Raw genomic sequence first — 20,811 nt, 5'->3', positions numbered from 1 at the left:
TTGGGGTGGGGTCCGCGCACGGCATTCCATTCAAACCGGTTCCTTCAATGATCAACAGCCTGCTTACCCGCGTTTTTGGCAGCCGCAACGAGCGCCAGCTCCGCCAGCTCAACCGTATCGTCGCCAAGATCAATGCCTTGGAGCCGGAAATCCAGAAGCTTTCCGACGACCAGCTGAAGGCCAAGACCCCCGAGTTCCGCGAGCGCATCGCCGCCGGCGAGGCGCTGGACAAGGTGCTGCCGGAAGCGTTCGCGGTCTGCCGCGAGGCCTCGCTGCGCGTGCTGGGCATGCGCCACTACGACGTGCAGCTGATCGGCGGCATGGTGCTGCACCTGGGCAAGATCGCCGAAATGCGCACCGGTGAAGGCAAGACCCTGGTCGCCACCCTGCCGGTGTACCTCAATGCCCTGGAAGGCAAGGGCGTGCACGTGGTCACCGTCAACGACTACCTGGCGCGGCGCGACGCCGCGCAGATGGGCCGGCTCTACAACTGGCTGGGGCTGAGCGTGGGCGTGGTCTATCCGGGCATGCCGCATGGCGACAAGCGCGAAGCCTATGCCGCCGACATCACCTACGGCACCAACAACGAGTTCGGCTTCGACTACCTGCGCGACAACATGGCGCTGACCCGCGCCGACCGCTACCAGCGCGGCCTGCACTACGCCATCGTCGACGAAGTCGACTCGATCCTGATCGACGAGGCCCGCACCCCGCTGATCATCTCCGGCCCGGCCGACGACTCGCCGGAGCTGTACATCCGCGTCAACCGCGTGGTGCCGCAGCTGGTCAAGCAGGAGACCGAGGAAGGCGAAGGCGATTTCTGGGTCGACGAGAAGGGCAAGCAGGTGCACCTGTCCGAAGCGGGCATGGAGCACGCCGAGGACCTGCTGCGGCAGGCTGGCATCATCGACGCCGACAACGACGGCGGCCTGTACGCCGCGCAGAACCTGACGGTGGTCCACCACCTCAACGCCGCGCTGCGCGCGCACGCGATCTACCAGCGCGACGTGGACTACATCGTGCGCGACGGCGAAGTGGTGATCGTCGACGAATTCACCGGCCGTACCCTGGCCGGCCGCCGCTGGTCCGACGGCCTGCACCAGGCGGTGGAAGCCAAGGAAGGGGTGCCGGTGCAGCGCGAGAACCAGACGCTGGCCAGCATCACCTTCCAGAACCTGTTCCGCATGTACAAGAAGCTGTCCGGCATGACCGGTACGGCCGACACGGAAGCCTACGAGTTCCAGAGCATCTACGGCCTGGAAGTGGTGGTGATCCCGACCAACAAGCCCACCATCCGCAAGGACCACCCGGACCAGGTGTTCCTCAACCGCAAGGGCAAGTTCAACGCGGTGCTGGCCGACATCGAGGAATGTGCCAAGCGCGGCCAGCCGGTGCTGGTCGGCACCACCTCGATCGAAACCTCGGAGATGCTGTCCGAGCACCTGCGCAAGGCCGGCGTGAAGCACGAGGTGCTCAACGCCAAGCAGCACGACCGCGAAGCGACCATCGTCGCCAATGCCGGCCGCCCGGGCTCGGTGACCATCGCCACCAACATGGCCGGCCGCGGTACCGACATCGTGCTCGGCGGTTCGCTGGAGACCGAGCTGCAGGAACTGGGCGAGGAGGCCAGCGCCGAGCAGAAGGCCGCGGTCAAGGCGGCCTGGCAGGAGCGCCACGACGCGGTCAAGGCCGCCGGCGGCCTGCACATCGTCGGCACCGAACGCCACGAATCGCGCCGCATCGACAACCAGCTGCGCGGCCGTTCCGGCCGCCAGGGCGACCCGGGTTCCTCGCGCTTCTACCTGTCGCTCGAAGACAACCTGATGCGCATCTTCGCCTCCGACTGGGTGCAGAAGGCGATGCGCCTGATGGGCATGAAGGAAGACGACGTCATCGAGGACCGCCTGGTCAGCCGCCAGATCGAGAAGGCGCAGCGCAAGGTCGAGGCGCACAACTTCGACATCCGCAAGAACCTGCTGGACTTCGACGACGTCAACAACGACCAGCGCAAGGTGATCTACGCGCAGCGCGACGAGCTGCTCGACGCCGAGTCGGTCAAGGACAACATCGATGGCATCCGCGGCGACGTGATCTACGACCTGGTGGCCCGCTTCGTGCCGCCGAACTCGGTGGACGAGCAGTGGGACCTGCCGGGCCTGCAGGCCACGCTGGAGTCCGACCTGGGCGTGCAGATGGACCTGGTGGGGCTGTTCAAGCAGCACGAGGAACTGGATGCCGAGGGCATCGCCCAGGCCGTTGCCGACCACATCGAGCGGCACTTCGAGCAGAAGGAAGCGGCGGTCGGCGCCGAGACCATGCGCGCGCTGGAGAAGCACGTGATGCTGACCGTGCTCGACCAGAGCTGGAAGGAACACCTTGCGCGCATGGATTACCTGCGCCAGGGCATCTACCTGCGCGGCTACGCACAGAAGCAGCCCAAGCAGGAATACAAGAAGGAAGCCTTCGAACTGTTCTCGGAGATGCTGGAGAACGTCAAGCGCGAAGTGATCCAGCTGCTCTCGCGCGTGCGCATCCGCAGCGAGGAGGAAGTGGCGGCGATGGAGGCGCTGGAACGCCAGCAGGCCGAAGCGCGCCTGCAGATGTCGCAGTTCCAGCACCAGGACAACGGCGGCTACGGCGCCGACGAGGAGGCGGCCGAGGTGCAGGCCGCGCTCGCCGAGCCCAAGGTCGGCCGCAATGATCCGTGCCCCTGCGGCAGCGGCAAGAAGTACAAGCACTGCCACGGTCAACTCAACTGAGTTGAGTTGACCGTGGTGTAGCCCGCTTTGCGGGCTACACCCCCAAGTCCGCCGTGCGGACTTGGGGCCCCACGTTCCTTTCTCCCGATCCCCGCGGCTGTCGCCGCGCCCCCTTACCAAGGGGGCTTTCCCCGGACGGATTCGGTAGTGCCGGCCATTGGCCGCGACACGCTATCGCTGCTGGCGGTTGCGCCACGTTGCGCCGCAAAGCATGCCCCCCGCTCTTTTCTGCTTCCCCGGGCCGGTGCAGCGCACCGGGCGTCCGCCTGGCCTGCCGTGCGCTGCAGCACAGGCAGGCCACCCTCACCCCCGCGCCCCGGCCGGCCCCGGCATGCGGCCCGCTCTTCGGGCCGGCGTCGCCGGTCGCGCTTCGCGCGATAGCGTCGCCGACCCAGGGAGCCGCCTGCAGGCGCGATCCCGATGGGTGCCGGCAGTCAATCGACACGGCCGTGCACCTCTGGAACGCCGGTGCGGGGCTCGCCCCACACCGGGCCTTCCCGACGGGCGCCCAAGCCGAAACTGCGCGCATGCAGGCGATTGCGCCGTCCCCCGGGTTTTCGGCATGCTCGGCGCATGACTCCTCCGTTGCGCTCGATCCACGTCGTGGCCGCCGTCATCACCGACGCGCGTGGCCGCATCCTGCTCAACCGCCGCAATGGCACCAGCGACATGGCCGGGCTGTGGGAATTCCCCGGCGGCAAGCGCGAGCCGGGCGAGACCTCCGAGCAGGCGCTGGCGCGCGAGCTGCACGAAGAGCTTGGCATCGAGGCCGAGGTCGGCGACTGGCTGATGGAAGTGCCGCAGCTCTATCCGGACAAGCGCCTGCGCCTGGAAGTGCGCCTGGTGCAGCGCTGGAAGGGGAGCGCGCGCGGGCGCGAAGGGCAGGCCATCACCTGGGTGGCGCCGGACAGGCTGGGCCGGTATTCGATGCCGCCGGCGGACCTGCCGGTGGTGGCCGCGCTGCGCCAGGCCGATCGTTACCTGGTCACGCCCGAGCCCGCGGCCGGCGGCGAAGCGTGGCTGGAGGGCGTGCAGGCCGCGGTGGACGCCGGCATCCGCCGGGTGCAGCTGCGCACGCCGCAGGCCGGCGACCGCGCGGCGTTGGCGCGTGACGCGGTGGACCGCCTCGGCCGCCAGGCCGAGCTGTTGCTCAACCGCGACATCGCGCTGGCCAGGGAGCTGGGGGTGGGCGTGCACCTGGGCAGCGAGCAGCTGCAGCAGCTGCAGCAGCGACCGCTGCCGGAAAGCGTCCTGGTCGGCGCCTCCTGCCACGACCTGGCGCAGTTGCAGGCCGCGCAGCGCCTGGGCTGCGACTTCGCCGTGCTCGGCCCGGTGCAGGCCACCGCCAGCCATCCCGGGGCGACGCCGCTGGGATGGGCCGCGTTCGAGCAGCTGCGCGAGCAGGTGTCGCTGCCGATCTACGCCATCGGCGGATTGGCCGCGGCGGATATCGGCACCGCGCGCCGGCACGGTGCGCAGGGCGTGGCCGCGATCCGCGCGTTGTGGCCGCGGCCGGCTACAGGCTGATCCAGAAGCAGTTGTACTGCCGGCGCAGTTTCAACAGCGTGCGCGACGGCGTGGCGCCCTGCCCGAGGGTCTGTTCCAGGCGCAGCGCGACCGGGCGCGGGCGCCGCGCCGGCATCTCGGTGGACATGGCCGCAGCGTCGCCGCCGGCATGCTCGCCTTCGCCTTCAGGCAGCAGCTCCGGGTCACGCGGGAACACCGGCGCGATGTCGACCAGCGGACGCTGCACGATGGCGTCCAGGCGGTCCATGACCCGCGTGGCTTCGGTGCTGGACAGCCCGCTCCAGGCATAGATGCCGGACAGGTGGTTGGGGTCGCGCGCCTCCACCGCCGCGCGGATCTGCGCCACCACCTCGCTGAGCCGGCGCGCGCAGCTGTCGCGGTACAGGCCGCTGGCGCCGGCGGGACGCGCCTCGGGCAGCAGGCGCGCGCGCGCGCCCATCGCCTCGCAGGGCTTGTCGCCGTATACCGTCCGCCCCTGCGGGTCGGTGCAGCGGTTGACGTGCTGCGCATGCGCGGCACCCGCCCACAGGGCGGCAGGGAGCAGCAGGAGCGGCAGCGATCGCATGGGCCAAGCCTAACCCGCGGCCGCGTGACGGGATGTGTACCCGCGCCGGCGGGGGATCAGCCGTGGCCGAGCCGCTGCAGCACCGCGCTGGTCGGCCTGGCCAGGTTGAGCGTGTAGAAGTGCAGCGACGGCGCGCCGCCGGCGATCAGCCGCTCGCACAACGCCGCCACCACGTCGGCACCGAATGCGCGCACCGAGTCGACATCATCGCCATAGGCCTGCATGCGCTTGGCGATCCAGCGCGGGATCTCCGCGCCGCACTGCTCGGAGAAGCGCCGCAGCTGGCTGAAGTTGGAGATCGGCATCACCCCGGGGACGATCGGCACGTCCACGCCCAGCTTGCCGGCGGCATCGACGAACTGGAAGTAGGCGTCGGCGTTGTAGAAGTACTGGGTGATGGCGGCGTCGGCGCCGGCGTCGATCTTGGCCTTGAAATGGCGCAGGTCGGCCAGCGCGTCGCTGGCCTGCGGGTGCGTTTCCGGATACGCGCCGACCTCGATGCGGAACGCGTCGCCGTGCTCGGCGCGGATGAAGGCGATCAGCTCCGAGGCGTAGCGCAGGTCGCCGGGGAAGCCCATGCCCGAAGGCAGGTCGCCGCGCAGGGCGACGATGCGGCGCACGCCGATGGCGCGGTACAGCTTGAGCAGCTCGCGGATCTCCTCGCGGGTACCGCCCACGCAGGACAGGTGCGGCGCGGCCTGCAGGCCATGGTGCTGGTTGAGGTGGCGCACCGTCTCGGAGGTGTAGCTCAGGGTCGAGCCACCGGCGCCGAAGGTACAGGACACGTACTCGGGGGCATGCACCTTGAGCTTGCTCGCGGTGCGGTCCAGCTGCGCGCGCTGGTCATCGGTCTTGGGCGGGTAGAACTCGAAGCTGAGCGCGGTCATGGCGGGGCGGTGAGTGGGCCTGGCCGGGATTATATCTCTCCATCAAGATGGATGTGCAATTGTTTCCGTTGTCACCGGGCGCCCGTGCGTGGGTTCAGTGGGCCCGCCGCGCGGCGCGCTGCGGCAACAGCGCGATGCAGGCCACGATCGCGATCAGCAGCACCAGCGAGGCGGCGTAACGGCTCAGCGCCAGCCCCCCGTGATCGAGCGGCTTGTCGAGGAAGTCGCCGACCACCGCGCCCAGTGGCCGGGTGAGGATGAAGGCGGCCCAGAACAGCAGGGTCCTGGACAGGCGGGTCGTCAGGTGCAGTGCCGCGACCAGCGCCAGCAGGCCACCGAACAGGACCATGCCGCCGGCATAGCCCAGCCCCTGGGTATCGGCCGCCCAGTCGCCCAGCGCGGTACCCAGGGTCTGCGAGAAGGTGATGGTCAGCCAGTAGAACAGCTCGCTGCGCCGCGAGTTGATGTCCACCACCGAAACGCTGCCGGTACTGCGCTGCCAGCAGAACAGGGTGCCCAGCAGCAATGCCAGCAGCACGCTGCTGCCGCCGCTGTAGCCGATGCCGAGCGAGCGGTCCAGGTAGTCTGCCAGGGTGGTCCCCACGGTGGTGCTGGCGATGATCGCCGCCCAGTACAGCCAGGGCCGGAAGCCGCTGGCGCGGATCTGCGCGGCCACGGCGGCGGCGAACACCACGGCGAACAGCGCGGTGCCGGCCAGGTAGCCCAGGCCCATCGACATCGTGACCGCGTCGCCACCGACCTCGCCCAGGGTGGTGGCGAGGATCTTGGTGATCCAGAAAGCGAGGGTGACTTCGGGAACCTTGCTGGCGCCCGGCAGGGGGCGGGTATGCATGACGGCGGTCCGGTGCGTGAGCGACAACGCCACGGTGCGCGGGCGGGGGTCGGAGCCGTGTCGGAATCCCGCGCGTGGCGCCAGCGGTTCACGCTGCAGACGGTGACGGTGACGGGGCGGGCATGCGCAGCGCATGCCGGGCGCAGCGCGCATCCACTGCCGGCGCGGACCCGGCCGCGGCGTGCGCGGGCAGGTGGCGATGGCCGACAATGGCCGGGTTTTCCGAACGTCCCGGCCATGTCGATCTTCCTCACCCCCTTCGCCCGTACCCGCCTGTTCCCCCGCACGCCGCGCCCGAACACGATCCGCGACTGCACGCCCGAACAGTTCGAGCGGCACCTCAACGCACATGCGCCGCTGCGCGTGCTCGATGGCTATGCGCCGTTCTGCAAGCTGCACGTGCACCGCAACTGGACCTCCACCCGCTGCCTGACGGTGCCGGTCACCGATGGCAACCGCCACCTGCTGCGCTCGGCCTACGAGGCGCGCACGCGCGAGGAACTGCCGGTACTGGTGCGCTGGTTCGAAGGCGTGGAGCCGCCGGTGGCCGATTACCTGGTCGTCATCCTCTACAGCCGCGAACAGCTGGCCAAGGAGGGCGCGCCCATCGAGGCCGACTGGGGCGTGGTCGGCTGCCTGTACACCGCCGAGCCGGCGGAAATCCCGATGGCGCCGATCACCATGATGCGCAATGCGCTCGGCGTGGAGGAGGGCGGCTCGGGCGTGCCCATCGACCGCGATGCCTACCGGCGCGCGGTGGAATTCTGGGAAGCGAACGCGAACTGGCGCTGAGCGCGCTCAGTGCGCCGGGCGGTAGTCGAGCGCCAGGCGCAGCATGTCGCGATGCTGGATGCCGTCCTCGACGATCGCTTCGTCGTAGTTGCGCAGGAAGAAGTCGCGGTCCACCTGGAACACGCGGAAGCCATGCCGCTGGTAGAACGCGAGCGGGTAGCCGAAGGCACCGGTGCCGACTTCCAACCGTAGCGCACCCTCCCGCCGGCAGGTGTCGATCACGTGCACCAGCAGCCGCGAACCGATGCCGCGCTGCTGCCAGGCCGGATCGACCGCGATGTTGATCAGCTCGTGGCGGCCCGGCGCGTGCGTCACCACCGCGCAGATGCCGGCGATGGCGCCGTCCACGCGCGCGGCGAAACAGCGTGCGCCCGGCAGGTAGGCGCGTACCTTGGACTCGGAAGGATCGGCCAGCAGGAGCAGCGCCAGCGGCGCGTCGGTCGGCGGTACTTCGTGGATCGAAAGCGACATGTTTGAACCGGGGTCAGGGCAAACCGGGATCGGCGTCGGATTCTCCACCGGAAGCCGAATCCGCGCCGGCTTGCGGCCATGCGCCTGGTCGCCTCCCGCGAAGGGTCAGCGCCCGCCGTCGCCGCTGCCGGGGGTGGCTGGATACATGCGCTCGATCGCCATCGCCTCGAGCGCGGTGTAGATGGTGTCGTGGCGCAGGTCCGGGCGCGGCAGTGCCTGCCATTGCAGGTGGGCAGGGCCGGCACGCTTCACCGTGTCCGACAGCGCCTGCGCGTGCGGGCCGATGGTGTCCTCGTCGCCCCAGGCCAGCAGCATCCGGCCCTCCAGGCCGGGCATGCCCTGCAGCCGCACGCCGGCGCTGCGGGTGAGCGCCGCGTCGTTCCACCACAGGCTGGGGCTGAAGGCGATCCAGGTATCGAACAGGGTCGGCTGCTCGAACAGGGTTTCGACGATGAACAGCCCGGCCAGCGACTCGCCGATGATGCCGCGCGAGCCCGTGGTGCGGTAACGGCGTTCGATCTCGGGCACCAGCTCCTCGGCGATGAACGCGCGGAACGCGGCCGAGCCGCCGACCACCGGCGCGATGCGGCGGTCGCTGTCCACCCGGGTCGGGCCGGTCATGTCGCGGCGGCGCTGGGTATTCTCGATGCCGACCACCAGCAGCGGCGCGATCCGGCCGGCGCGGATGCCGGCATCGACCGTGGCGGCCACGTGCGGGAAGTCCTCGGCGGTGCCGCCATCGGGCATGTACAGCACCGGATGCGCCACCGCCGCGTCGGCGGGCGGCAGGTAGACGTTGATGGTGCGCGCCTCCTGCAGGCGCTGCGACTGGATGACGAAGCTGTCGTGTGCCGGCAGCGCCGGTTGCGCGCTGGCGATGCCTGGCAGGGCTGCCATCAGCAGGGCCGCGATGGCGGGAAGCATCGATTTCATCGTCATGTCGGTGGACGGCGTCGGGGCAGGGTCGCGCAGGGTAGCAAGCGCGCGTGGCCGGCGAGAACACGTGCCGCGGTCGTGGGCGTCCGGCGAAAGCATGACGGGCGCCCTGCGGCGCCCGTCGTGGTGTTTCACGCGATGACCGGCGCGCCGGTCAGTAGCGGTAGTGCTCCGGCTTGAACGGGCCGTCGACCGGCACGCCGAGGTAGTCGGCCTGTTCCTGGGTCAGGGTGGTCAGCTTGACGCCGATCTTTTCCAGGTGCAGGCGAGCCACTTCCTCGTCCAGCTTCTTCGGCAGGCGGTAGACGTCGGCCGTGTAGCTGTCCTTGTTGGCCCACAGGTCGATCTGCGCCAGGGTCTGGTTGGCGAAGCTGTTGGACATCACGAAGCTCGGGTGGCCGGTGGCGCAGCCCAGGTTCACCAGGCGGCCCTCGGCCAGCAGGAAGATCGCGTTGCCGTTCGGGAACACGTACTTGTCCACCTGCGGCTTGATGTTGATCTTCTTCACGCCGGCGTAGCCGTTCAGCGCATCGACCTGGATCTCGTTGTCGAAATGGCCGATGTTGCAGACGATGGCCTGGTCCTTCATCGCGCTCAGGTGCTCGATGCGGATGATGTCCTTGTTGCCGGTGGTGGTGACGTAGATGTCGGCGCGGCCCAGGGTGGACTCGATGGTGTTGACCTCGAAGCCCTCCATCGCCGCCTGCAGGGCGCAGATCGGGTCGATCTCGGTGACGATCACGCGCGCGCCGTAGGCGCGCAGCGAGTGCGCCGAGCCCTTGCCGACGTCGCCGTAGCCGCAGACCACGGCGACCTTGCCGGCCAGCATCACGTCCATCGCGCGCTTGAGCCCGTCGGCCAGCGATTCGCGGCAGCCGTACAGGTTGTCGAACTTGCTCTTGGTGACCGAGTCGTTGACGTTGATCGCCGGGACCAGCAGGGTGCCGGCTTCGGCCAGTTGGTACAGGCGGTGCACGCCGGTGGTGGTCTCCTCGGAGACGCCCTTCCAGTCCTTGACCACGCGGGTCCAGTAGCCCGGGCGCTCGGCGTGCACGCGCTTGAGCAGGTTCTTGATGACCTGTTCCTCATGCGAGCCGGACGGGGTGTTCACCCAGTCGCTGCCGTTCTCCAGCTCGTAGCCCTTGTGGATCAGCAGGGTGACGTCGCCACCGTCGTCGACCACCAGTTCCGGCCCCAGCAGGGTGCCGTCGGCGGCCTTGAAGGTCAGCGCCTCCAGGGTGCAGTCCCAGTACTCCTCCAGGGTCTCGCCCTTCCACGCGAACACCGGCGTGCCGGTGGCGGCGATGGCGGCGGCCGCCTGGTCCTGGGTGGAGAAGATGTTGCACGAGGCCCAGCGCACGTCGCCGCCGATGTCCTTGAGCGTTTCGATCAGCACCGCGGTCTGGATGGTCATGTGCAGCGAGCCGGTCACGCGCACGCCCTTGAGCGGCTGCGTGGCGGCGTGCTTGCGGCGGATCGCCATCAGCCCGGGCATCTCGTGCTCGGCGATGTCGATTTCCTTGCGGCCCCAGTCGGCCAGCGAGATGTCGGCGACCTTGTAGTCGCCTTCCTGGGAGAAGGTCTTTGCAACAGCGTTCATGTGAAGCTCCGGTGTGGTGCGAGCAGGGCTCGCGTTCGCCGGGCGCCGTTGTTGCATGCGGTGCCGTCCGAGCCTGGCCGCCGTGCCGGTCCGGCCCTTGCGGGGGACTCCACACGGCGGTCGCAGCGCCCCTCGGACGGGGGCGCCGATTATATCGCGCGCCGGCCCTGCCCAACCAAAGGCAGGGGAGCCGCCAGCCGGGGATTGTTAACGTGTGCGGTTGAAACCGCCCAGATGAGGATTGCCATGACGATGTTCGCTTCCCGCCGCCCCCGCCGCGCGTCCGCGGCGCTGGTGCTGTGCGCCGGCCTGCTGCTGGCCGTGCCGCCGTTGCTGGCGGCCGCCCCGGCCGCCAACGCCGCCGCCAGCGATGCCCAGGGCTACCGCCTGCCGTCGGCGGCGCTGCAGGCGGTGGTCGACGCCCCGCGCGCGCCGACCCTGCGGCTGTCGCCGCGCCGCGACCTGGCGGCGATGCTGCAGACCCCGCCGCTGCCGTCGATCGCCCAGGTGGCGCAGCCGGAGCTGAAGCTGGCCGGCCTGCGGATCAACCCCAGGACCTTTTCCGACAGCCGTTTCTCGTTCGGCAGCAGACTGTGGCTGATCTCCACCGCCGATGGCGCCGAGCGCCAGATCAGCGGCCTGCCGCAGCCGCTGTCGGTGGCCTCGCTGGCCTGGTCGCCGGACCAGAAGTACCTGGCGTTCAACCAGGTGGACCCGGCCAGCGGCAGCAACGAGCTGTGGCTGGTGGACGTGGCCGCCGGCAGCGCGCGGCGGGTGGCCGAGCGGCTGAACTCGGTGGTCGGCAACGGCTATGCATGGCTGCCGGGCGGCGCTGCGCTGCTGGTGATGCAGCGCCCGGCCGGCCAGGGCGCCGCGCCGGTGGGCGATGGCATCCCCACTGGACCGGCGGTGCAGCAGACCGAGGCGGGCCGGGGCGTGCGCTCGGTGCGCACCTACCAGGACCTGTTGAAGAACGACCATGACGCGCGCCTGTTCGAGTATTACCTGCAGGCGCAGCCGGTGCGGGTGGCGATCAACGGCGAAAGCCGTCCGCTGGGCATGCCGGGCCTGTACCTGGGGCTGTCATCCTCGCCGGATGGCAACTATCTGCTCAGCCAGCGCGTGGAGCGGCCGTTCTCCTATGCGGTGCCGGTCGGCAGCTTCCCCGCGCCGTATCGAGGTGCTGGACGCGCAGGGCCGGGTCGCGCACACGGTGGCCAGGCTGCCGCTGGTCGAAGGCCTGCCCACCGGCAACGACGCGGTGCCGACCGGAGTGCGTTCGATCTCCTGGCGCGCCGACGCGCCGGCCACCCTGGTCTGGGCCGAAGCGCAGGATGGCGGCGATCCGGCGCGCGAGGCGGCGATCCGCGACGCGGTGCTGGTCCAGGCCGCGCCGTTCGACCGGCCGCCGGTGACCCTGGCGCGCCTGGCCGCGCGCTATGCCGGCATCAGCTGGGGCCGTGGCGACGTCGCCCTGCTCAACGAGTACTGGTGGAAGACGCGCCAGGTGCGTGAGTGGAAGATCGCCCCGGACCATCCGGAGCAGGCGCCGCAGCTGGTGTCCGAACGTTCCGGCGACGATCGCTACGGCGATCCGGGCGCGCCGTTGCTACAGCCCGACGACGGTGGCCGTTCGCGCCTGCAGTTCAGCGCCGACGGGCGCAGCTTCTATCGCGTCGGCGACGGTGCCTCGCCGCAAGGCGACCGGCCCGTTCCTGGACCGGATCGACCTGGACAGCGGCAGCAGCGAGCGCCTGTTCCATTCGCAGGCGCCGTACTACGAGACGCCGGTGGCGGTGATCGACGGCCCCACGCCGCGCGTGCTGTACAGCCGCGAGTCCAACGACGAGCCGTCCAACCTGTACACCCGTGCGCTGGGCGATGCGACGGCTCCGTTCGCCCTGACCCGCAATACGCACCCGCTGCCGCAGCTGCGTGGCGTGAGCAAGGAGCAGATCCGCTACACGCGCAACGACGGCGTCGAACTCACCGCCGACCTGCTGCTGCCGCCCGGTTACGACCCGAAGAAGGACGGTCCGCGCCCGCTGCTGATGTGGGCCTATCCGGCCGAGTTCAAGTCGGCCGGCGATGCCAGCCAGGTCAGCGGCTCCCCGCACCGTTTCAATGCGATCAGCTACTGGGGCCCGCAGGCGTTCCTGGCCAAGGGCTACGTGGTGCTCAACAACCCGACCATGCCGATCGTCGGCGAGGGTGATGCCGAGCCCAACGACACCTACGTGCAGCAGCTGGTGGCCAGCGCGCAGGCGGCGGTGGACGAAGTGGTGCGCCGTGGCGTGGCCGACCGCGGCCGCATCGCCGTCGGCGGACATTCCTATGGCGCGTTCATGACCGCCAACCTGCTGGCGCACACGCGCCTGTTCAAGGCCGGCATCGCCCGCTCCGGCGCCTACAACCGCACGCTGACCCCGTTCGGCTTCCAGGCCGAGGAGCGCAATTACTGGCAGGTGCAGGACACCTACCTGAAGATGTCGCCGTTCAACTACGGCCGGCGACATCAAGGACGCGATCCTGTTCATCCATGGTGTGGACGACAACAATTCGGGCACGTTCCCGATGCAGAGCGAGCGCATGTTCGCCGCGGTCAAGGGCCTGGGCGGCAACGCGCGGCTGGTGATGCTGCCCAACGAATCGCATGCCTACCGCGCGCGCGAATCGATCATGACCATGCTCGCCGAGAGCGAGGACTGGCTGGACCGCTGGCTGGCGGCACCGGCGAAGGACGGCAAGCGGTAATCCCGCCGCGGGCCGGCGCATGCCGGCGTTCCGCGCGCCCCGCCCCACGGTCTGCGTCGCAGGCCGTGGGGCTTTTTTTTTTCCGGCTGCGGTGGCGCCGTGTCTTCGCGGCGCCCTCTCCAGCATTCTCGCCGGGAGCGAGTGCTGCTGCAGGAATCCCGCCGTCACCCCGGTCATCCACTGTCCACGGCGAGGCGCCCGCGGCCGCCATTCCGATGTCCGCAACGACAGCCGTCGGACAACATGCAGATGCAACCATTTCTCCGGTTGATGCACTGCAAAAAAACGCGGAATTTTTCAGTTAGGCTTGGGGACGTTCCCGCTTCCGAGGTTCCGGTTCCTGGATGAACGAGTACCGCAGCAGCGTCGTCTTCGCCACCCCCGACCTGCCCCTGCGCGACGACGTCCGTCGCCTCGGCGCGATGGTCGGCGATCTCCTTTCCGAACAGGTCTCGCCCGCGTTCCTCGATGAAGTGGAGGAGGTGCGCACCGCCCGCGATCGCGCGCCGCGAGAGCCAGGCGCCGCTGGCCACGCTCAGCGCGCAACTGGCCGGGCGCACGCCGCGCCAGGCCGAGGCGCTGGTGGCGCGCGTTCAGTACCTACTTCCAGGTGGTGAACATCGCCGAGCGCGTGCACCGCATCCGCCGCCGCCGCGACTACCAGCGCGCCCGGCACCAAGCGTCCGCAGCCCGAAGGCCTGCAGGGATGCTCTGCAGCAGCTCAAGGCGCAGGGCGTGACCCTGGAAGAGCTGGTGCAGTGGTTGCCGCGCATCGACATCGAGCCGGTGTTCACCGCCCATCCCACCGAGGCGGTGCGCCGCGCGCTGCTGGAAAAAAGAGCAGCTGATGGTGGCGAGCCTGGTGGACAACCTCGACGGCCAGCGCACGCCGGGGCGAGCAGGCCGCCGATACCGCGCGCCTGCGCATGGCGCTCACCGCGTCGTGGCAGACCGGCCGATTCATCGCCGGTGCGGCCCGGCGTGGAGGATGAGCGCGAGCACGTCGGCTTCTACCTCACCCGGGTGCTGTACCGGGTGATGCCGGTGTTCTACGAATCGCTGGAGCAGGCGCTGCGCGACACCTGGGGCCGCACCCTGCCGCTGCCGCGGCTGGTGCGCTTCGGCACCTGGGTGGGCGGCGACATGGACGGCAACCCCAATGTCGATGCGGGCACCATCGCCGCCACCTTGAACGCGCAGCGCGCCGCGGTGCTGGAGCTGTACCAGAAGGACCTGCTCAAGCTCGCCAGCCTGCTCAGCCAGTCCACCGAACTGGTCGGGGTGAGCGAGGCGGTGCGCGCGCGCGTGGATGCCTATCGGCGCGCTGTTGCCGCAGGTGCAGTCGCGCCCGCGCCACGCCGACATGCCCTACCGCCTGCTCAACGACCGCATGCGCGCGCGGCTGCAGGCCACGCTCGACGATGCCGGGGGCGCGTACCGCTCGCCGGATGAACTGGTCGACGACATCCAGCTGATCCTCGACAGCCTGGACGCGAACCGCGGCCGCCACGCCGGCTGGTTCTCGGTGCGGCGCCTGCTGTGGCGCGTGCGCACCTTCGGCTTCCACCTGGCGCGGCTGGACGTGCGCCAGGAATCGAGCGTGCATGCGCGCGCGCTGGCCGAGGTGCTGGGCGGGGCAGGCGGCATTCGAGGCGCTGGACGGCGCGGCGCGCGCCCGCCTGCTGGCGCCCTATGCCGCCGGCGAGACGACCTTGCCGCGGGGCGACGACGAAGCCGGGCAAGCGGCTGGACAAGGTGTTCGCGGCGCTGGCCGATGCGCGCGCCCGGCACGGTGCCGACGCGCTGGGCAGCTACATCATCTCGATGGCCCACGACCGCGGCGACGTGCTCGCGGTGCTGGCGCTGGCGCGCCGTGGCGGGCCTGGTCGACGCCGGCAACGCGGTGCCGCTGGACATCGCGCCGCTGTTCGAGACGGTGGACGACCTGCACCACGGCACCGCGACCCTGGGCGATCTGCTGGACGACCCGGTGTACCGCGCGCACCTGGCCGCGCGTGGCGATGTGCAGATGGTGATGCTCGGCTACTCGGACAGCGGCAAGGACGGTGGCAATCGCCGCCTCGCGCTGGGGGTTGCAGCAGGCGCAGGTGGAACTGCTGGCCGTGGCCGCCGCCCACGGCGTGCGCCTGACCTTCTTCCACGGCCGCGGCGGTTCGATCAGCCGTGGCGGCACCAAGACCACGCATGCGGTCGACGCCTCGCCGCCGGGCAGCATCGACGGCCGTCTGCGGGTCACCGAGCAGGGCGAGGTGATCCACCGCAAGTACGGCATCCGCGCGCTGGGCGCTGCGCTCGCTGGAGCAGGCCGCCGGCGCGGTGCTGCGGGCCAGCCTGCGCCCGCGCCGCCGCCGAGCCGCGCGAGCGGCTGTGGACGCCGGTGATGGACATCGTCCGCGGCCGAGAGCGCGCGCCGCTACCGTGGCTTCGTCGGCGACGCGCAGTTCATGGATTACTTCCGCAACGCCACTCCGATCGACGTGATCGAGCGCATGACCCTGGGCTCGCGGCCCTCGCGCCGGCTCGGCCAGGACGCGGCCCTGTCCAACCTGCGCGCGATCCCCGTGGGTGTTCGCCTGGAGCCAGGCGCGCGCGGTGATTCCCGGCTGGTTCGGCGTGGGCAGCGGCCTGCAGGCCGCCGGCCGATGCGGGCCACGAGGAGCGGGCTGCGCGAGATGGCGCACGACTGGCCGTTCTTCGCCACCTTCCTGGACGACATGGCGATGGTGCTGAGCAAGGGCGACATCCACATCGCCGAGCAGTTCTCGCGCCTGGCCGGGCCGCTGCACGCGCGCTTTCTTTCCCGGTGATCCGCGAAGAGCTGGCGCTGACCCGGGCATTGGGTCCAAGCGGCTCAGCGGGGCAGCAGGAACTGCTCGCGCACGATCCGCGGCTGGCGCTGTCCATCCGCCTGCGGCAACCCCTACATCGACCCGATCAGCACCCTGCAGGTGGACCTGCTGCAGCGCTGGCGGCACAGTGGCCGCGAGGACGAGGCGCTGCTGCGCGCGCTGGTGGCCTGCGTGAACGGGGTGTCGCAGGGCGTGCAGAATACCGGCTGACGGCGGCCTGCCGCACGGGGAGGGGAACGGGGAATGGGGACGATGCGCGAAGGGGAGGGGAACGCTGGCGACGCGGCGCGTTACCACCGGGTCAAGCAGATCGTGCTGCAGGCGCTGGACCTGCAGGGCAGCGCCCGCGAGGAACTGATCGTCCGCGAGGCGGGCGGCGACGCGACGATCGCCGATGAAGTGCGGGCGCTGCTTGCCGGCATGGAGGCAGACCAGACGCTGGTGGTGTCGTTGCCGCTCGCCCGGGCTGCCGCCGCCCGATCCGGGGGCAGGACCTCAGCGGCCAGGAGGCATCGGCCGACGCCAGCCGCGAGTACCGCCTGCTGCAGCGCCTGGGCGCCGGCGGCATGGGCGTGGTGTACCTGGCCGAACGCAGCCACGGCGGCTTCGTGCAGAAGGTCGCGCTGAAGCTGCTCAACCCGGTGGCCGAGGCGTCGCCGGAACTGCGCGAACGCTTTCGCCCGCGAGCGCGAGCTGCTGGCACGGCTGGACCACCCCGGCATCGCGCGCCTGCTCGACGGCGGCATCCCTCGCCGACGGCCGTCCGTTCCTGGCCATGGAGTACGTCGAAGGCGTGCGCGTGGGACGTGCACGCCGCGCACCTGCCGCTGGACGAGCGCATCGCGCTGTTCGTCAGGATCTGCGAAGCAGTGGCCGAGGCGCACCGCTGCCTGGTGATCCATCGCGATCTCAAGCCGGCCAACATCCTGGTCGACGCCCGCGGCCAGCCGCGGCTGCTGGATTTCGGCATCGCCCGCCTGATCGACGAGGACAGCGCGGCGGCCCGGCGATACCCGTACCGGCCAGCATGCGCTCACCCTGGCCTATGCCCAGCCCCGAGCAGCTCGCCTGCCAGCCGCTGACCACCGCCACCGACGTCTACTCGCTGGGCGCGGTGCTGTACCAGCTGGTCTGCGGGCAGTTGCCGTTCGCCGAGATCGACAATCCGGCCGGCCTGTACAACGCCATCGCCAACACCGACGTGCCGCCGCCCAGTCGCCGGGCTGCGCGACACCGGCACGCCGCGGCCGCGCACCCGCGCGGTGCCGGCCGACATCGATGCCATCGTGCTCAAGACGCTGCGCAAGGAGCCGGAGCGTCCGCTTACGCCTCGGTCGCGGCACTGGCCGAGGACCTGCGCCGTTACCCTGGCCCATCGCCCGGTCAGCGCGCGCGCCGGCGAGCGCGGTTATCGCGCGCGGCGGCTGCTGCGGCGCAATGCCTGGCCGCTGGCCGCCGCCACGCTGGTGCTGCTGTCGGTACTGGGCGGCCTGCTGGCCTCGGTGTTGGCCCTGCGCGAGGCGCGGGCGCAGCAGGCGCTGGCCGAACGCCCGCGGCCAGGAGCTGCAGCGGAATCGTCTCGATTTCCAGCGGAGCACGCTGGAAAGCGTGGGACATCCAGGCAATGGGGCGCTCGCTGGCCGAAGCGCAGAAGGACATGCTGCTCAAGGCCGATGCGGCATCCGGGCGGAAACTGGCTTCGCCGCAGGTGCTGCAGCTGGTGGATGCCGCGGCCGCGCGCGGTGCCACCGACCTCGCCCGCGATGCGCTGGAGACCTACGTGGTGGCGCATGCGCTGGACCGGATCGGGAACGAGGTGGACGACGACGCCGCGCTGGCGGCGGAGCTGAGGCAGTCGCTGGCCGGGCGTGCTGCATGCGATCGGCAGCAACGTCGGGCGCCGAGGCGCAGTTGCGGCGGGTGCTGGAGCAGCGGGCAGGCGCTGGCAGCGGACAGCCCGGAGCGGCTGTCTACGGAATTGGCGCTGGCGGGGGTGCTGGTCACCCTCGGGCGCCCGGACGAGGCGCAGCGCCTGTACATGCAGGTGCACGCCGCCACCGCGGCACGGCCGATGAGCGATCCGCAGCGGCTGGAGGCCGAACTGGGGCGGGCCATCGTGATGATCATCCAGGGCCGCTTCGACGACGCCATCGCCGCCTACGACGCGATCCGCACGGGTGTCGGCGGCGCGCTGCCGGAAAGCGACGAGCGCATGCTGCGCCTGCGCCGTTACCGCATCGACGCGCTGATCCAGGCCGGCCGTCGCGAGAAGGCCGGGCCGGAGGCCGAGGCGTTGTTGTCGCTGTACCAGCGGGCCCTGGGGGCCACGCATCGCGACACGCTGTACGTGGCGCTGGTCCAGGCCAAGCTGCTGCGCGAGCAGAAGCAGTTCGAACAGTCGCAGGTGCTGGCCCGCAGCGTGGCCGACGTGCTGGCGCGGCGCTACGGCGAAGGCCATCCGGACACCGTGTCGGCGCGCTACCTGGTGGCGACCAACGGCTTCGCGCTTGCCCGGGACGATGCGGCGCTGGCCCAGGTGCAGGGCCGATATCGAGCGCGTCGTCGAGTACCGGCGCCAGCAGCAGGGCGAAGACAGCGCCCAGGCCGTGTCGCCGATGACCGGGCTGGTCGGCGTGCTGAGCAAGCGCGGCGCGCTGGCCGACGACCCGGCCGCCAGTGCCGGGTCATGGCGCAGGCGCTGCGGGTACAGCAGGCCGTGCTGGATTCGCACCTGCAGCACCGCGGTCCGGATCATCCCAATACCCTGCTGGCGCAGGGCAGCCTGGCGAGCCTGCTGCACCGGCAGGGGCGCCACGCGCAGGCGTTGCCGCATGCGCAGCGCTGCTCGAGGGCCAGCGGCGCACGCTCGCGGCGGACCACCCGATCATCGCCGGAACATGGAGCCTGAACGGCGACATCCTGCTCGCCCTGGGCCGGCTGGAACCGGCGCGTGCGGCCTATGCGACGGCCTTGCAGCTGCGTACGCAGAAGCTGGGCGCCCAGGCGCCGAACACGATCGAAAGCGCCGCGCGCCTGTACGCGTTGCTGCAGCGCCTGCAGCGCCCGGACGAGGCCAGCGTGCTGCGCACCCGCTACCTGGACCCGGTGGTGAAGATGGACCCCGCGCACTTGGATGCCGGGATGCGTTCGGTCCGCGACAAGGCAAGGGACGTGATCGCCGCGGCCGGCGGCCGCTGAAGGCGCGGTGGCCATGATGGGGCTGACCGGCGCCGCGCTTGCGGTGCCCGCCCGCGTCCCCGTTCCGGTTGCAGCGGCCGGCAGCGCGCCGGCGCGGCGCTACGGGGACCGCGTCTGCGTGGCGGGGGCGGGGCTGCTGCCGAGCAGCTCCCGGTGGCGCTGCTCCATGTCCTGCCGCAGCTGGCGGCGGATCTGCGCGCGGCATAGCGACGCGTCTCGTCGCCGGTCGCCGGCTGCAGCGGCGGCACCGGCGGCACCGGCGTGGGCCTGCCGTCGTCGTCCACCGCGACCATGGTGAAGAAGCAGCTGTTGGCGTGGCGCACGCTGCCCTTGCGGATGTCCTCGGCCACCACCTTGATGCCCACCTCCATCGACGAGGGTGCCGGTGTAGTTCACCGATGCCAGGAAGGTGACCAGTTCGCCCACTGCGATCGGCTGGCGGAACATCACCTGGTCCACCGACAGGGTGACCACGTAGTTGCCGGCATAGCGGCTGGCACAGGCATAGGCGACCTGGTCGAGCAGGCGCAGCACCGCGCCGCCGTGCACCTTGCCCGAGAAATTGGCCATCTCCGGGGTCATCAGCACGGTCATCGACAACTGGTGGGGCGTGGGTGCGGACATGGGCGGCGACGCGATGGGCGGAGCCGCAGGCTAACCCGGCATGGTGGCTGGATGCACGCGCCGCTGGTCCATCCGCAAATGGAAAGGCCGCCCGTGCGGGCGGCCTTTCCGGTCGGTGCCTGCCGGGCCGGGCTTACTTGAGCTTGGCGGCCTTGCGCAGCGCCTCGGCGCGGTCGGTCTTCTCCCACGAGAACGCGGTGGCGTTCTGGGTCTTGCCGTCGCCGTCGACGTACGAGAATTCCTTCGGCTTGCGGCCGAAGTGGGCCGTAGGCGGCGGTCTGCTGGTACATCGGGTGGATCAGGTCGAGCATCTTGATGATGCCGTACGGGCGCAGGTCGAAGTGCGCGCGGATCAGCTTCTCGATCTGCGCGTCGGCGATCTTGCCGGTGCCGAAGGTGGTGACCGAGATCGAGGTCGGCTCGGCCACGCCGATGGCGTAGGAGACCTGCACTTCGCACTTGTCGGCCAGGCCGGCGGCGACCACGTTCTTGGCCACGTAGCGGGCGGCGTAGGCGGCCGAGCGGTCGACCTTGGACGGGTCCTTGCCGGAGAACGCGCCGCCACCGTGGCGGGCCATGCCGCCGTAGGTGTCGACGATGATCTTGCGGCCGGTCAGGCCGCAGTCGCCCACCGGGCCGCCGATCACGAAGATGCCGGTCGGGTTGATGTGCACCTTGTTCTTCGGCAGCGCGTCCAGCCACGCCTTGGGCAGGACCGGCTTGAGGATGTGCTCGCGCACGCGGCCTCGATCAGGTCCTTCTGCTTCACGCCCGGGTCATGCTGGGTCGACAACACCACACGCGATCTTGCCATCTGGCCGCCCGCGCGGGTGACCTGGCTCTTGGCGTCCGGGCGCAGCCACGGCAGCGGCGAGTTCTTCTTCTTGCGGACCTTGGCCTGCTGCTCGACCAGGCGGTGCGAGTAGTAGATCGGCGCCGGCATGAATTCCGGGGCTTCGTTGCAGGCATAACCGA

The 20,811-nt window shown here is 70.5% G+C and carries 16 protein-coding genes, 7 pseudogenes and 1 riboswitch; of the genes and pseudogenes, 15 read left to right on the top strand and 8 right to left on the bottom strand.

The genetic code is table 11. The features are described from left to right. Positions 1-47: 47 nt before the first annotated feature. Together secA and F0P95_RS00340 are read left to right on the top strand one after the other, a co-directional pair. Positions 48-2,759 (top strand): preprotein translocase subunit SecA, encoded by a 2,712-nt coding sequence (gene secA, locus F0P95_RS00345; RefSeq protein ID WP_054667592.1) that lies wholly within the window; start codon positions 48-50, stop codon positions 2,757-2,759. A gap of 573 nt (positions 2,760-3,332) precedes the next feature. Further along, the gene (locus tag F0P95_RS00340; protein ID WP_182335270.1) at positions 3,333-4,286 is read left to right on the top strand and encodes a Nudix family hydrolase; all 954 of its coding nucleotides are present in this window, start codon (positions 3,333-3,335) and stop codon (positions 4,284-4,286) included. On the opposite strand, the gene F0P95_RS00335 is transcribed toward F0P95_RS00340, so the two are convergent. The 3 genes from F0P95_RS00335 to F0P95_RS00325 all read right to left on the bottom strand — a co-directional run bounded on the left by F0P95_RS00335 (position 4,276) and on the right by F0P95_RS00325 (position 6,591). After that, positions 4,276-4,851 carry a DUF4124 domain-containing protein gene (locus F0P95_RS00335; protein ID WP_182335269.1) on the bottom strand — a complete coding sequence of 192 codons (576 nt, stop codon included), beginning with the start codon at positions 4,849-4,851 and terminating at the stop codon, positions 4,276-4,278. The genes F0P95_RS00340 and F0P95_RS00335 overlap by 11 nt on opposite strands. A 56-nt stretch (positions 4,852-4,907) precedes the next feature. Next, complete coding sequence (metF, locus tag F0P95_RS00330; protein WP_182335262.1) at positions 4,908-5,738, bottom strand: methylenetetrahydrofolate reductase [NAD(P)H]; 831 nt, start codon at positions 5,736-5,738, stop codon at positions 4,908-4,910. Positions 5,739-5,832: 94 nt separating this feature from the next. Beyond that, positions 5,833-6,591, bottom strand: coding sequence for a COG4705 family protein (locus tag F0P95_RS00325; protein WP_182335268.1), 759 nt, complete (start codon positions 6,589-6,591; stop codon positions 5,833-5,835). A 237-nt stretch (positions 6,592-6,828) separates the two neighbouring features. On the opposite strand from F0P95_RS00325, the gene F0P95_RS00320 reads away from it, so the two are divergent. After that, complete coding sequence (locus F0P95_RS00320; RefSeq protein WP_054667588.1) at positions 6,829-7,383, top strand: DUF3228 family protein; 555 nt, start codon at positions 6,829-6,831, stop codon at positions 7,381-7,383. Between the two features lie 6 nt (positions 7,384-7,389). Here F0P95_RS00320 and F0P95_RS00315 read toward each other — a convergent pair whose 3' ends face one another. From F0P95_RS00315 to ahcY, 3 genes are all read right to left on the bottom strand, one after another. Further along, a complete protein-coding gene (locus tag F0P95_RS00315) occupies positions 7,390-7,854 on the bottom strand; it encodes a GNAT family N-acetyltransferase (RefSeq protein ID WP_182335267.1) in 465 nt (154 codons plus the stop codon). 105 nt (positions 7,855-7,959) lie between these two features. Then, the gene (locus tag F0P95_RS00310) at positions 7,960-8,787 is read right to left on the bottom strand and encodes an alpha/beta hydrolase (protein ID WP_232528717.1); all 828 of its coding nucleotides are present in this window, start codon (positions 8,785-8,787) and stop codon (positions 7,960-7,962) included. A gap of 157 nt (positions 8,788-8,944) precedes the next feature. After that, positions 8,945-10,390, bottom strand: a complete 1,446-nt coding sequence (gene ahcY, locus F0P95_RS00305; RefSeq protein WP_182335266.1) for an adenosylhomocysteinase — start codon at positions 10,388-10,390, stop codon at positions 8,945-8,947. 33 nt (positions 10,391-10,423) lie between these two features. After that, positions 10,424-10,530, bottom strand: a riboswitch (S-adenosyl-L-homocysteine riboswitch). A 112-nt stretch (positions 10,531-10,642) separates the two neighbouring features. On the opposite strand from ahcY, the pseudogene F0P95_RS00300 reads away from it, so the two are divergent. The 12 genes and pseudogenes from F0P95_RS00300 (at position 10,643) to F0P95_RS00280 (ending at position 19,212) form a co-directional block, all read left to right on the top strand. Next, a pseudogene (locus F0P95_RS00300) lies at positions 10,643-13,144 on the top strand (alpha/beta hydrolase family protein). A 344-nt stretch (positions 13,145-13,488) separates the two neighbouring features. Beyond that, positions 13,489-13,761 (top strand): hypothetical protein, encoded by a 273-nt coding sequence (locus tag F0P95_RS17635; protein WP_269150860.1) that lies wholly within the window; start codon positions 13,489-13,491, stop codon positions 13,759-13,761. Further along, positions 13,755-13,883 (top strand): hypothetical protein, encoded by a 129-nt coding sequence (locus F0P95_RS17770; protein ID WP_425515891.1) that lies wholly within the window; start codon positions 13,755-13,757, stop codon positions 13,881-13,883. The genes F0P95_RS17635 and F0P95_RS17770 overlap by 7 nt, the downstream gene beginning before the upstream one ends. Next, entirely contained in the window at positions 13,880-14,596 is a 717-nt protein-coding gene (locus F0P95_RS17630; protein ID WP_269150859.1) for a phosphoenolpyruvate carboxylase, read from the top strand. Before F0P95_RS17770 ends, F0P95_RS17630 begins: the two co-directional genes overlap by 4 nt. Then, a pseudogene (locus F0P95_RS17625) lies at positions 14,508-14,720 on the top strand (phosphoenolpyruvate carboxylase); the annotation flags it as partial. The gene F0P95_RS17630 and the pseudogene F0P95_RS17625, both read left to right, overlap by 89 nt. A gap of 116 nt (positions 14,721-14,836) precedes the next feature. Beyond that, a pseudogene (locus F0P95_RS17620) lies at positions 14,837-14,968 on the top strand (hypothetical protein); the annotation flags it as partial. After that, a pseudogene (locus tag F0P95_RS17615) lies at positions 14,919-15,155 on the top strand (phosphoenolpyruvate carboxylase); the annotation flags it as partial. The pseudogenes F0P95_RS17620 and F0P95_RS17615, both read left to right, overlap by 50 nt. A gap of 55 nt (positions 15,156-15,210) precedes the next feature. Then, a pseudogene (locus tag F0P95_RS17710) lies at positions 15,211-16,224 on the top strand (phosphoenolpyruvate carboxylase). 42 nt (positions 16,225-16,266) lie between these two features. Beyond that, on the top strand, positions 16,267-16,641 hold the full coding sequence (locus F0P95_RS17435) for a hypothetical protein (RefSeq protein WP_232528716.1): 375 nt from the start codon (positions 16,267-16,269) through the stop codon (positions 16,639-16,641). Then, on the top strand, positions 16,581-17,096 hold the full coding sequence (locus tag F0P95_RS00290) for a protein kinase domain-containing protein (RefSeq protein WP_331252897.1): 516 nt from the start codon (positions 16,581-16,583) through the stop codon (positions 17,094-17,096). Before F0P95_RS17435 ends, F0P95_RS00290 begins: the two co-directional genes overlap by 61 nt. A 542-nt stretch (positions 17,097-17,638) precedes the next feature. Then, positions 17,639-18,922 carry a tetratricopeptide repeat protein gene (locus F0P95_RS00285; RefSeq protein WP_182335265.1) on the top strand — a complete coding sequence of 428 codons (1,284 nt, stop codon included), beginning with the start codon at positions 17,639-17,641 and terminating at the stop codon, positions 18,920-18,922. Between the two features lie 62 nt (positions 18,923-18,984). Next, entirely contained in the window at positions 18,985-19,212 is a 228-nt protein-coding gene (locus F0P95_RS00280; RefSeq protein ID WP_182335264.1) for a hypothetical protein, read from the top strand. A 99-nt stretch (positions 19,213-19,311) separates the two neighbouring features. Here the strand turns inward: F0P95_RS00280 and F0P95_RS00275 are convergent. Next, positions 19,312-19,836, bottom strand: a pseudogene (locus F0P95_RS00275) (acyl-CoA thioesterase). A gap of 133 nt (positions 19,837-19,969) precedes the next feature. Beyond that, a pseudogene (metK, locus tag F0P95_RS00270) lies at positions 19,970-20,809 on the bottom strand (methionine adenosyltransferase); the annotation flags it as partial. Between the last annotated feature and the right edge of the window lie 2 nt (positions 20,810-20,811).

It is taken from the genome of Stenotrophomonas acidaminiphila (assembly GCF_014109845.1).
GTDB classification, from domain to species: Bacteria; Pseudomonadota; Gammaproteobacteria; order Xanthomonadales; family Xanthomonadaceae; genus Stenotrophomonas; species Stenotrophomonas acidaminiphila.
This window is presented reverse-complemented; position numbering and strand designations above follow the sequence as displayed.

Excerpts from the sequence above, each read along its gene's own strand:
- secA (WP_054667592.1), top strand. The coding sequence starts at position 48 with ATGATCAACAGCCTGCTTACCCGCGTTTTTGGCAGCCGCAACGAGCGC.
- F0P95_RS00340 (WP_182335270.1), top strand. The coding sequence starts at position 3,333 with ATGACTCCTCCGTTGCGCTCGATCCACGTCGTGGCCGCCGTCATCACC.
- F0P95_RS00335 (WP_182335269.1), bottom strand. The coding sequence starts at position 4,851 with ATGCGATCGCTGCCGCTCCTGCTGCTCCCTGCCGCCCTGTGGGCGGGT.
- metF (WP_182335262.1), bottom strand. The coding sequence starts at position 5,738 with ATGACCGCGCTCAGCTTCGAGTTCTACCCGCCCAAGACCGATGACCAG.
- F0P95_RS00325 (WP_182335268.1), bottom strand. The coding sequence starts at position 6,591 with ATGCATACCCGCCCCCTGCCGGGCGCCAGCAAGGTTCCCGAAGTCACC.
- F0P95_RS00320 (WP_054667588.1), top strand. The coding sequence starts at position 6,829 with ATGTCGATCTTCCTCACCCCCTTCGCCCGTACCCGCCTGTTCCCCCGC.
- F0P95_RS00315 (WP_182335267.1), bottom strand. The coding sequence starts at position 7,854 with ATGTCGCTTTCGATCCACGAAGTACCGCCGACCGACGCGCCGCTGGCG.
- F0P95_RS00310 (WP_232528717.1), bottom strand. The coding sequence starts at position 8,787 with ATGAAATCGATGCTTCCCGCCATCGCGGCCCTGCTGATGGCAGCCCTG.
- ahcY (WP_182335266.1), bottom strand. The coding sequence starts at position 10,390 with ATGAACGCTGTTGCAAAGACCTTCTCCCAGGAAGGCGACTACAAGGTC.
- F0P95_RS17635 (WP_269150860.1), top strand. The coding sequence starts at position 13,489 with ATGAACGAGTACCGCAGCAGCGTCGTCTTCGCCACCCCCGACCTGCCC.
- F0P95_RS17435 (WP_232528716.1), top strand. The coding sequence starts at position 16,267 with ATGCGCGAAGGGGAGGGGAACGCTGGCGACGCGGCGCGTTACCACCGG.
- F0P95_RS00290 (WP_331252897.1), top strand. The coding sequence starts at position 16,581 with ATGGGCGTGGTGTACCTGGCCGAACGCAGCCACGGCGGCTTCGTGCAG.
- F0P95_RS00285 (WP_182335265.1), top strand. The coding sequence starts at position 17,639 with ATGGGGCGCTCGCTGGCCGAAGCGCAGAAGGACATGCTGCTCAAGGCC.